Origin of the sequence: Clostridium sp. CF012, assembly GCF_018861755.1 — a bacterium.
Taxonomy (GTDB): domain Bacteria; phylum Bacillota; class Clostridia; order Clostridiales; family Clostridiaceae; genus Clostridium_AD.
In genome coordinates this window covers 19,882-31,169 of sequence record NZ_JAHLEF010000046.1, presented here as the reverse complement: position 1 = coordinate 31,169, position 11,288 = coordinate 19,882, and the positions used below count along the sequence as shown (strand labels likewise).

The following is an 11,288-nucleotide window of genomic DNA, read 5'->3' as shown; positions in this document are numbered from 1 at the left end:
GTATGCATAGTCTTTTTTAGTATTTCAGATAAATTACTATAAGCAAGTCCACTAAATATAACTATAATTAATCTAAGTCCAATATACAATAAACCCAATAATATAACATTCTTAAAGTTCTTTCCAAAAACCATACTAATTTTTTCAAAACAATTATCTTTATTAATCTTTATTATAAAGAAAGCAAATATACTAACTATAGTTACGAGTATCACTATAACATTAGATACATGAGCTGGAAAAGCAAAAACTCCAACAATCAATATAACGATAGATAAAATACTGTAAATAATATAGAGTTTAAAGAATCCCATTAGTCCCTTGGGAATATTATCTTTATCATAATAAATTTTTACCCCAATGGCAGCTAATGCGGGATAAAGCATCTGCACTGATGCAAATGCTTGGACAGCACTGGCATCAATATGTTTGTAAACAAAAAACATTAATATACCCATACTAAATGTAATTGAAAAGGTAACTAATAAGAATGCTACTATTTCGTTTTTATTTTTATTTAACTTTGTATCCATAGAATCTCACCCTCACCATAAATTATTTAGAAGTATTATAAAATTTTTTCAACTCATTCTTTACTTCATTTGAAAGATTATGCCATCGGATTCCCTGTATTGCGCCTTTTAACGCATATAACCTATTTATGCAAGCAGAGTCATTAATACTCTTATTCTGGACCAAGCTTGCTTACTTCCAATTTCAATTACTTTATCATCAGAAGCATAAGTAATGCTTACAATATGGCTGCACTTTTCATAGTAGTGATATCTATTAAGCAAGTTTTCAGCAAATATTTGTTTTTCACTATTATACTCTTGTTTCCTATCTTCAAAAGTTATAGGTTCCTCCCACTTTTCTATAGATTCATTTATAATATGTTTTGCATAATCTGAAAGCTGCCAGTAAACCCCGTTACTTAAATCATTAAGTATATTATCATATTTGGTATCCTTTGAAATCTTTTTAATTCCAACAGTTAGTGCATGTACCTGAGTTAGATTAAGTGGCATAAACACGGGATGTGCTGTAGACCTATACTTAAACTCCTGCCTACCGTCGCTGGGAAAATTTCATCTTATATTGGTGCCACCCACGTGGCAAGTGGTTATATTTCGTGATTATATTTATATGGTATCATGTGCGAAAGGTGAAAATTTGCCTTTTGATATAAAAAACAACAAAACTATAAGCATCACCGTTTTTGCTTTACGGAAATTTTTACATTTTATTATTTAAAATACAATTTAATTCTAGCACTTTAGTTTTGCTAAATTAGGGGAATATTGTCACATTGAAAATTTAATATGCTACCGTGTAATTGCTTACCTTTAAAATAAAAAAAGCTATCAAAATGTTTTTTACACTTTGACAGCTTCTAGTGCCCCCTCCCCAAGTGGCAAGTGGCAAGTTAAATCTTCAATACGCAACTGGTATTATCTATTAAAAATACTTTTCTATTTCCTTTACATCTTTCAAGTCAAATAGATCAAGCCCTATTATCTCTATAGTTTCATCCGGTAATTCCATTATTTTATTTTTATATTCGCTTGGAATCTTATTGAATCTCTTTGTCAACTGTTTTAATAAAAGCTGTGCTTTTCCCTCTTTCCTCCCCTTTTCCATACCTTTTTCCATACCTTTTTCCATTCCTTTAGCAATTCCATCTTCTAATATCATTTTTCCTATTTCTGTCAAATTGAAAACCTCCTTGAATTTTTTTTTGCTTTCAGCATCTCCGAATTTTTCTAACAATGCGTACAACATTATCTCCTCTAAGTAATTCATGCTAGTCCTAACTTCATAGCTATCTATAACTATTCCCTTTCCTAATTGGATAGTGCTTTACGCATTAGTTCATTAAACCCTGAATCATACTTTTTACGAATAAGTTTAATCATTGCATATTTTCTACTGGAATTTGCTTTCTCTTACCATATTATAAAGCATTCCTTCCTTTAACAAACTACTATCGCCGCCTAAGGCATCTACTAATGCATACGCAAATGATAGGACTGTAGCTGGTCCTCTGCTGGTAATCAAGTGATCATCTACCACAACGATATCTTCTACATAATTTGCATCTTTAAACAATGTAGTATATTCTTCTCCAGGATATGATGTTATTGTGCGTCCCTTGATAATTCCTGCTCTTTCTAAAATTATCGGTGCTGCGCAAATAGCAGCAACAAATTTTTCCGGTACTTTATCAAAATACTTTACTAATTCAATGACCCTTTCATCATCTCTTAAATTTGTTGCGCCAGGTAGTCCACCAGGTAAAACAATCATATCGTATTCTTTTATTTCATCACTTATAATTTTATCCGTAAGTACCACAACACCATGAGACCCTTTTACCATTTCTTTATTGATACTTACCAAATCACATTGAAATTCTGCCCTTCTTAAAACATCAACTACAAATAATGCTTCCCCCTCTTCAAATCCTTCTGCTAGAAAAACTGCAACTTTTTTCAATTTAACGCTCCCTTTCTTTTATCAATATAATCTTGATTTATTTTCTACTTGATGTTTCTTCCAATATATCTACTGTTTTTGTTAAAGAATCAGTGAATTCTTCATCAGAAGAGTTCTTGAAGATAAGCAAATCATCTTTTATACATGGATCATCCAGAGCAATAGGAATATCAAAATTAATTTCTGAAATATATTCATTCCAATTCTCAAGTTTCCATGTATCCCTATCAGAATTCCTCTCAATCATTCTTTTCTGTGTTACATCGATTGAAGTTTCTACCCAAATAACGACTAATGATGCATTCTTATCTTTTAATGCTGCTTTTAGCCTTTTGATATAGTTTAAATCTCGTATTTCTTTTGTAAATGGTGCATTAATTAGCACAATATCATCATAATTTAGAGCTTCCATTGCCAGTTCTACTATTGTTTTGTATTCATAATCACGTATATTTTCATTAAAAAAATCTGAGCTTCTATTGTATTCTTCACCTGCTACAGCAAAAATCTGTTTTGATAGTTTTATTAGTGTATCCTTATCAAGATAGACAACATGGTGTAATGCCTGGGCAAGCTTTTTCGAGATATAAGTTTTTCCACTTGCTGGTGGTGATGTTACTAAAATCAGTTTTTTCACAACAATCCTCTCCTAAGTAAAAAATTAAAGTGTAATACTTTTTATGTTCACAGGTTTATTATACCTCTTTTTTTGTTTTAAGTTAAACAAATAGCGCCAACTTAAGTCAGTGCTAAAAATTTCTAAAATCAGAATGATTAACGGGTTCCGTTTTGAGGTGCAAACAGAGCTAAATCAAATAAAAACATCCTACATCAATTCCTATGATGTAGGATGTTTTTGCTTTAATTTTTGCTCAAATTTAGTTGATAATATTTGTGTGATTTACTATAAAAAGAATTGATTTTGCACCTCTAAAGTGAACCCGTTGTTCTCTAAGCTGCTATCTTTTCTTCTGATTCTGACAGGCTTTGTTTGTTCTTTTTTACAAACAATCTCATACCTAATTTCACTACTTCATTTACTACTATTATAAGTGAAGATAAAATAATTATCTTTAACCACATACCAGCACTTAAAGATACTGCATTAAAGAATTTTGCGAACACTTCAGTTACAAACATTTGCGCTACTGCCGTGACCGTAATTATCTTTAAAAATGTGGTATTTTTTGTAATGCTAGGGATAATACTATCTGTGCCAAATTCTCTACAGTTAAAGGCATTAAATAATGCACTAAAAGCAAATAATGCAAATAATACTGTCTGCATTTGGTTTGGTCCCGTAACTCCCTCTTTTGGGAATCCTGCTCCTAATATGTCAAATTTCATCTGAAGCATGATAACTAAAGTTATATATACCGCATTGCTAATCATACTTTTCATCATTTGTTTAGTTATAATACTGGCATTTCTATTTGTAGGCCTTCTGTTTAAAACAGCCTCTCTTACTGGTTCTAGTCCAAGTGATAGTGCTGGTGGTCCATCCATTATAATATTTACCCATAAGAGTTGTATTGTAGTGAATGGCATTTGAAAGTCGAATACTACTGATAAAATAGCTGTTAAAAATGCAATTATATTTACAGTTATCTGGAATTGTATAAATCTTTGGAAGTTTTCATAAATACCTCTTCCCCACTTAATTCCCTTAACAATAGTTCCAAAACTATCATCTGTTAAAATTATATCCGCTGCATTTTTACTAACCTCTGTTCCTGCTATTCCCATAGCAATACCCACATCAGCCTTTGTTAGTGCTGGAGCATCATTTATTCCATCTCCAGTTACTGCAACTACTGCACCAATACTTTGAAGCGCAATAACTATTCTCATTTTTGTATCAGGTTTCGAACGTGCTACTATTGAAATAGTAGTTATTTCATCTTTAAGTTCCTCATCTGATAATGTATCTATATACGTAGCTTCTACTGCCCTATTAGCGCCGTCTAGCAAGCCTAATTCTTCACCTATAGCAATAGCTGTATTGATATTATCACCTGTAAGCATTTTTGTAGTAACTCCTGCATGTCTAGCAGTTTCTATAGCTTCTTTAACGTCAAGTCTTAGTGGATCTCTTATTCCTACAAAGCCTGTAAATACTAAGTCATCTTCTAAAGTTCCTTGCTCGGTTGCCATAGCTACCTCACCATTTATATTGCCATATGCAAAACCAAGTACTCGCATAGATTTTTTCTGGAGTATTTCGATTTCATCTAATATTTCTTTCCTTCTGGTTGCATTTAGTTCTACTTCATTGCAACTAATATGTTCATATTTGCATAACTCTAGAATAATTTCTGGAGCTCCCTTTGTGAGTACTGTAGACCCTTGCTCTTCTTCTATAACAGTACTCATTCTCTTGCTCTTTGAACTAAATGGGATCTGATGAGCTATAGTTGCATTTTGTCTTTCTTGTACATAATCATAATCTTCATTGTATAAAAGAAGCGCGCATTCTGTTGCACTACCTAAATATTTAACTTCCGAATCATCCTTTTCAATATCTGCTGTTGAATTTACAAGGCAGTTATCTATAAAGTAGTTATTACTATCGCTTAGTTCATCTCGTCCTCTGAATTTACCGTTTAAATAAACTTTTTCTACAGTCATTCTATTTTGAGTAAGTGTGCCTGTTTTATCTGAGCATATTACACTTACAGAGCCTATTGTCTCGCATGCTTCCTTTTTAGTAACAAGCGCATTTATCTTAGCCATTTTCTGCATAGTAATTGCAAGTGTCATATTTATCATTGTTGGAAGTCCTTCTGGTACAGCTGCAACAATTAAGGCCACACATACAACAAAAGCAGTTTTTATGGGTTCAACAGATTGTAAAAATGCAAATATTCCGGAAGTATCTGGTGATATAGTCTTTGCTAAGACCAATTTTATAATCATAACTATAAATAATACAGCCGCTATAGCACTTGAAACCTTTGAAATCTTACCACCCAAATCTCCAAGTTTTGCCTGAAGTGGTGTTGGCAAATCACTATCCTCAAGATTTTTAGCTATTTCACCCATTTGAGAGCTGTCTCCTGTTGCAGTAACTACAAAACTAGCTCTACCATAAGCAACAAGTGTGCCTCCGAAAACCATATTCAGTTGTTTTGCTGGAATAGGGTCTTGTACAATATTTTTATCTTTAGATTTTATATTTTCCATTTCTATTATAATTTGGTCATCTTTGCTCACATCCTCTGATTCTCCGGTAAGCATATCTTCTCTAACCATTAAGTCTATACTGCTTACAAGTCTTCCATCTGCTGGTACCATATCGCCAGTCTCAATTAAAACTATATCTCCCGGTACCAAATCATTTTTATTAACTTGAATAATTTTCCCATCTCGTGTTACTTTTACCTCTATGTTTTCTGTCATTTTTGAAAGTGCGTCTGCTGCCTTTTGTGATTTTCCTTCTGTAAAGATTCCTATGCCAATTCCTATTGCTACGGCGCATACTATACCAATAGCATCCTGGCCTTCCCCTACTAGAGCACTAATAACAGCTGCTACTAAAAGTATTATCATCATAGGCTCCATTATTGCTTCCTTAATGCTATCCCATATAGATCCTCTTTCTTGTTTAGTAAATTCATTAGGACCATATTTCTCTAGTCTCGCTTTAATCTGAGAACTGGATAATCCTTTGCTACTGTCAACCTCAAAATTGTTTAAAACTTCTAAGCTTTTTTTATTAAAATATTTAATGTTGTCCACCCCTTTATTTTTTTAACTTTACACCTTGATTAAAATTTTAATATAATTATTTCTCCTTTACACAAAGTTATATATATAAAACAAAGACCCTTAACACACTGAAACACCAACGGTTTCAGTGTGCTAAAAGTCTCACTGTAGCAAATGCTATGATAAAGCCAGGTTTTTAAAACCGGTTATGTTGACTTTATCGCCCTTACGGGTAGTTACTCCCTCTTAGCTTGAAAAAATATAAAAAAAATAAAAGACTTTTAACACAACGATTCACTTATAGATCATTGCGCTAAAAGTCTCACTTGACTGGAATTAGCCACGATAAAGCCAGACCTTAAGGTCGGGTATGTTGACTTTATCACCTATAAATAGGTAGTTACTCCCTTTTAACATTCATAATTGTTATTTAATTAATAATAATATAGTATCATAAAATTTATGACTATGCAATACGAGATTGTGATAAACCTTATTTTCATATTCTTTTTAGTTTAAACATCCTTTTGTCATATCCTACTATAGTTTAATATGCTAAGATTCACTAATAGCCATATCTTTTAATCTAACATAATTAACTAATATAATTCTAAAATAGAAAGTTACATAATTATGGGATATGTTTAAATTATATTTTAGAGTAAACCAACATAATCTCTGAATTGACACCTAAAGCATTAATCAGTTTCTAATTGAATTAATTCAACCTGGCTATCTTTATTTAAAATTAAGGTAGTTGTATATCCATAAAGATGGTGCAGGTCAGAACCTCCTAAATTATGTGCGTCCCTTGATAATTCAAGCTCTTTCTAAAATATAAGTAGACAGCACTCCACGTGTTTATTTTCTTCTATCTATTATTGTGTTTTAAAATTGAATATGATATTGTAAATATATATTCCGTTAGCCTTAGGGGGGAACATTTATGAAAAGAAAAGATTTTATTCTTGCTGTATTAGTCGTAATAGTTTGGGGTGCAAATTTTACAGTAATTAAACTGGGGCTAGGAGGGGTACCTCCAATGCTACTTGTTACTTTAAGGTATACTTTAGTTGCATTTCCAGCCGTGTTTTTTATCAAACCACCTAAAATGGCACTAAAAGATATACTCCTATATGGATTTACAGTTGGGGTAGGTCAATTTGGTTGTTTATTTTATGCCATGCATATTGGAATGCCAGCTGGACTCGCATCTATAATAGTTCAATTACAAGCATTTATATCTCCTCTTTTAGGATATTTATTATTAAAAGAACAATTCAAAACTAAACAATTAGTAGGTTTTTTAATTGGCGCTTTAGGACTACTTGTTATAGGAGTTGCTTCAAGTACCATTGGAATAACATCAATACCTATTGGTGCTATTTTACTTACAATATGTGCTCCTATATTTTGGTCTATTTCAAATATTGTAGCAAAAACTGCATCAAAAAAATCAATGGAAAAAGGTGAACAACTTGATATGTTAAGTTTGGTTGTATGGGGAAGTCTTGTACCCCCAATCCCTACTTTAATCCTAGCATTATTAATTGACTCTCCACAAACTCTTATTAATTCAATGTCTAATTTAGATATGATGTCCATATTTGCAGTTCTTTATTTAGCTTTTGGATCAACACTATTTGGATATGGATTTTGGAGTATTTTAATATCTAAATATCCAATTAATAAGATTTCACCATTATCATTATTAGTTCCAATAACTGGACTACTTACAGCTAGCATTGTTTTGCTTGAAAAGCTCTCTAAACTACAATGGCTAGGGGTTTATGTTATAATAATTGGGTTGATGGTTACAAATTTAGATGTTAAACAGATTATAAATATGATTAATAAAAATAAAACAAAAGAATTTGGGAAGCCCAATGACAACATTCTTAACTAGAACTTAACTCCATAAAATCCAGTTGCTGATATAAAAAAATACTTATAGGAAAACAAATTAAACAGCTATGAGAAAATTCATAGCTGTTTAATAATTTATTCATTGTGTTGCCTCCTAGATTCTATTTTATGTTAGCTAACACAAATGCATCACATACATGGCTATCGCAAGCGAATTCACAATACTTGCATTGCTTCCTATATATAAATACTAAAACTAGTGCCATTATATACACGGTTATAAGCAGCTTTTTTAGGATTTTTAATCCAGCCAAATCCACGCGGTGCTTTTAACCCTAAACTGTTTTTTATTATTCTCTTGCGACTCGTTCTGCTACTAATCATTTTCTTTAAGCTTGGTTTTCTTAATCCAAATTTCATTTTGCTTCCTCCTTAAATTCCATTAATTCCACTCTATCACATTAGCATTGCTAAATTAGGGAGATACTGTCATATTCCAAATTAAAATGATGCTACCTGTTCACAAGTATATGTTTTTTGATTTTTTAATGATTATATTTATATAGTATCATTCGCCAAAGGTAAAAATTTGCCTTATAAAAGTTTAATATAAAAGAAGCTTGGTATAGATTTACATAGAACATCAATCAAAAATTACCTACCCCTGCAAAATACAAAGCTGAATTTGAATGGCTCAAAGAAGTCGACAGTTTGGCACTTGCTAATGCACAAATGAATTTGGATAAAGCATATAAGAACTTTTTTAGAAGAGTAAAAAATGGTGAGAAAGAACCAGGTTTTCCTAAATTCAAAAGCAAGAAGAATCCAGTGAAAACCTATACTACAAGCAATGTAAATAATAATATCGCAGTAAATGATGATAAGATCAGATTACCTAAAATAGGATATGTGAAGTGTAAATTTCATAGAGAATTTACTGGGAAGATTAAATCAGCTACATTGTCTAAAGTTGCAAGTGGAAAATATTATATAGCTATTCTAGTTGATACAGAAATAATTCCATTGCAAGCTTTAGACAAAGCTATAGGTGTGGACTTGGGGATAAAAGATTTCGCAATAACCTCAGATGGAGAAATATTTACAAATCCCAAATTCCTAAGAACTTTGGAGTACAAGCTATGCAAAGCACAAAAGGCTTTATCAAGAAAAAGATTAGGATCTCAAAGGTGGTATAAACAAAAACTTATAATAGCTAAACTACACGAGCAAATAGCAAATGCAAGAAGAGATTATTTGCATAAGGTATCAACTAAACTTATAAACGATAATCAAGTGATATGTTTAGAGGACCTGCAAGTAAAGAACATGATGCGAAACCATAAACTAGCAAAGGCTATAGGCGAGGTAAGCTTCCGTGAGTTTAGAACAATAGCCCAAATTAAGTTTTCTTCTTGCTCTGGAGAACCCCTACTGGCTAACGTAAAATTTAATGATAAATAGCAGGATAATTCATCATAATCTCATGAAAATTTGTCTGCAATTATGTGAAGTTTAATACGCAAAAAATAGAAGGGTGAGAAATTATCCTCCTTCTATTTATAATATTATAATTTTGTATGATTTAAGAATATTATGTCTTCTATTCACCTTACTACGGAGTTATCTCAAACTCCTTTATGTTTAATCAAATAAGTAATAAAATAAATGTCCCAATTACATTTGCTAAAAAATGAGAAATAGTGCACGTGTAAATATTCTTAGTTTTTTGATAAATCACGCCGTAAATAATATTATCTATAAAAATAAAAAACAACAAATAAATAAGAACTGAAATGGGGCCATCCCAAAAACTTCCTATGGCAAAAAATAATGAAGTAATGAGGATAGCCCAAATTGGTTTTGTAATATTGCAAAGCTTAGTCTGGAAAAACCCTCTAAATGCTATTTCCTCAGCAAATGCTAAAATCAATAATTTAGGTATCTGTAAAAATGATTTATTAAATGATATCATCGGTTTTTGGTCCAAAACATAAAAATAGAACTCTGGCAGGACAAATTTAAACAAAACAACTGATACAATACAAGAAACAACTGGAATCAAAATCAACCACCAATATTTTTTTACATCAGATATAACGTTTTTTGGGATAAAACCCATGTCTTCCAATTTCCTTTTGTTCCTTTTGTTTTCAATGAATAAATACAATATTGAAAAAAGAATAGTTAAGCGTAAGCCAACAACATTATTCAAACCTACACTTAGGCAAAGAAATCCAAAAATTGCAATTGGAATATAAGTTTTCAATAATTCATTTCTATTTATCATTCAAATACTCCTTTTCACATTATTTATAATCTTTACTTCTCCACATTTTACAATTATGTATTAATTATAACATAAATTTTAAATATTGGAAATTGCAACATGATCTTTATCTTTCTTTAGAAATCTCATCAATACTTATATTTGGATTGGTGTATCTCCCCTTCTTTTCAGTGCCATTTCCATATTGAATTGCTTTTACGGGACAATAATGGATACACGCCAAGCACTGGGTACATTCTTTACCCCACTGTACCTTCTCACTCACTTTAATATTATTACAGTTACAAATTTTTTCACAAATACCACAGCCAGTACAATTATCATTAGCATAAAATTTTGTAGTATTAACGGCATTTTTATTAAACAAAGGGTTTATGACCCCGGTTAATAACCAGGGGAGAAAGCCTTTTTCCACCTTAAATATATTTGTTGTTCTTTGCTTAATAGTAATATTGATATCTTTCAGGGTTTCATCTGCCCTGGATAGTTTTTCTCTTTCTATCTCTTTTGTGTCTACATTACCCATTATTATATAGTTATTTGGCATTTTTATAGAAAATCCACTGTTTAAACTTATACCCTTTTTCTTCAAGCAATCACCCATAACTTTCATGGTATTCCCAATATTGTCTCCACAAGTTACAACTGAGAAGATGTAGTTACTGTGGTAATTACTAAGCTTAAGCTTTTCAATAAATTCAACCACCATTTTGGGAGGCCCCCATGCATATACTGGAAATACAAAGCCGATTATTTCATCTGCTTTCAAGAGGTATTCATAATACTCATCACCTCTGTTTAAGGTAGCGGATATTGAAACTAATTTTTCATTATTATTCTGAGCTATACTTTTAGCTACATAAAGAGAGTTTCCCGTTCCTGAAAAATAAAATATCATAATTATCATCCTTTCAAATTCATATTAGTAAAC

At 31.5% G+C, this 11,288-nt stretch carries 11 protein-coding genes and 1 pseudogene; 2 read left to right on the top strand and 10 right to left on the bottom strand.

Annotation, left to right across the window (positions count from 1 at the left end; all coding sequences use genetic code 11):
• The 7 genes and pseudogenes from KPL50_RS24065 to KPL50_RS24040 all read right to left on the bottom strand — a co-directional run.
• Positions 1-533 (bottom strand): annotated as a pseudogene (locus KPL50_RS24065) (CPBP family intramembrane glutamate endopeptidase); the annotation flags it as partial.
• A gap of 22 nt (positions 534-555) precedes the next feature.
• A complete protein-coding gene (locus KPL50_RS27775; protein WP_309245214.1) occupies positions 556-699 on the bottom strand; it encodes a TfoX/Sxy family DNA transformation protein in 144 nt (47 codons plus the stop codon).
• A complete protein-coding gene (locus tag KPL50_RS27770) occupies positions 660-1,028 on the bottom strand; it encodes a hypothetical protein (RefSeq protein ID WP_309245213.1) in 369 nt (122 codons plus the stop codon). Before KPL50_RS27770 ends, KPL50_RS27775 begins: the two co-directional genes overlap by 40 nt.
• A gap of 430 nt (positions 1,029-1,458) precedes the next feature.
• Positions 1,459-1,803, bottom strand: a complete 345-nt coding sequence (locus KPL50_RS24055; RefSeq protein ID WP_216301032.1) for a DUF4351 domain-containing protein — start codon at positions 1,801-1,803, stop codon at positions 1,459-1,461.
• Between the two features lie 123 nt (positions 1,804-1,926).
• Positions 1,927-2,496, bottom strand: coding sequence for a DJ-1 family glyoxalase III (locus KPL50_RS24050; protein WP_216301031.1), 570 nt, complete (start codon positions 2,494-2,496; stop codon positions 1,927-1,929).
• Between the two features lie 37 nt (positions 2,497-2,533).
• Positions 2,534-3,133: an AAA family ATPase gene (locus tag KPL50_RS24045; RefSeq protein WP_216301030.1), complete on the bottom strand. Its 600-nt coding sequence runs from the start codon at positions 3,131-3,133 to the stop codon at positions 2,534-2,536.
• A 314-nt stretch (positions 3,134-3,447) separates the two neighbouring features.
• Positions 3,448-6,225, bottom strand: coding sequence for a calcium-translocating P-type ATPase, PMCA-type (locus tag KPL50_RS24040; RefSeq protein ID WP_216301036.1), 2,778 nt, complete (start codon positions 6,223-6,225; stop codon positions 3,448-3,450).
• Between the two features lie 925 nt (positions 6,226-7,150).
• On the opposite strand from KPL50_RS24040, the gene KPL50_RS24035 reads away from it, so the two are divergent.
• Complete coding sequence (locus KPL50_RS24035) at positions 7,151-8,110, top strand: EamA family transporter (RefSeq protein WP_216301029.1); 960 nt, start codon at positions 7,151-7,153, stop codon at positions 8,108-8,110.
• A 197-nt stretch (positions 8,111-8,307) separates the two neighbouring features.
• Here KPL50_RS24035 and KPL50_RS24030 read toward each other — a convergent pair whose 3' ends face one another.
• A complete protein-coding gene (locus tag KPL50_RS24030; protein ID WP_216301028.1) occupies positions 8,308-8,490 on the bottom strand; it encodes a hypothetical protein in 183 nt (60 codons plus the stop codon).
• Between the two features lie 222 nt (positions 8,491-8,712).
• Here KPL50_RS24030 and KPL50_RS24025 point away from each other — a divergent pair, with 222 nt between their 5' ends.
• Positions 8,713-9,531, top strand: a complete 819-nt coding sequence (locus KPL50_RS24025) for a transposase (protein ID WP_309245215.1) — start codon at positions 8,713-8,715, stop codon at positions 9,529-9,531.
• A gap of 184 nt (positions 9,532-9,715) precedes the next feature.
• Here the strand turns inward: KPL50_RS24025 and KPL50_RS24020 are convergent, their stop codons facing one another.
• Both KPL50_RS24020 and KPL50_RS24015 read right to left on the bottom strand, forming a co-directional pair.
• Positions 9,716-10,357, bottom strand: a complete 642-nt coding sequence (locus KPL50_RS24020; protein ID WP_216301026.1) for a CPBP family intramembrane glutamic endopeptidase — start codon at positions 10,355-10,357, stop codon at positions 9,716-9,718.
• Positions 10,358-10,463: 106 nt separating this feature from the next.
• Positions 10,464-11,255: an EFR1 family ferrodoxin gene (locus tag KPL50_RS24015; protein ID WP_216301025.1), complete on the bottom strand. Its 792-nt coding sequence runs from the start codon at positions 11,253-11,255 to the stop codon at positions 10,464-10,466.
• Positions 11,256-11,288 lie beyond the last annotated feature (33 nt).

Coding starts and splice junctions, on each gene's coding strand:
- KPL50_RS27770 (WP_309245213.1), bottom strand. CDS start 1,028: ATGCCACTTAATCTAACTCAGGTACATGCACTAACTGTTGGAATTAAA.
- KPL50_RS24055 (WP_216301032.1), bottom strand. CDS start 1,803: ATGAATTACTTAGAGGAGATAATGTTGTACGCATTGTTAGAAAAATTC.
- KPL50_RS24035 (WP_216301029.1), top strand. CDS start 7,151: ATGAAAAGAAAAGATTTTATTCTTGCTGTATTAGTCGTAATAGTTTGG.
- KPL50_RS24030 (WP_216301028.1), bottom strand. CDS start 8,490: ATGAAATTTGGATTAAGAAAACCAAGCTTAAAGAAAATGATTAGTAGC.
- KPL50_RS24020 (WP_216301026.1), bottom strand. CDS start 10,357: ATGATAAATAGAAATGAATTATTGAAAACTTATATTCCAATTGCAATT.
- KPL50_RS24015 (WP_216301025.1), bottom strand. CDS start 11,255: ATGATATTTTATTTTTCAGGAACGGGAAACTCTCTTTATGTAGCTAAA.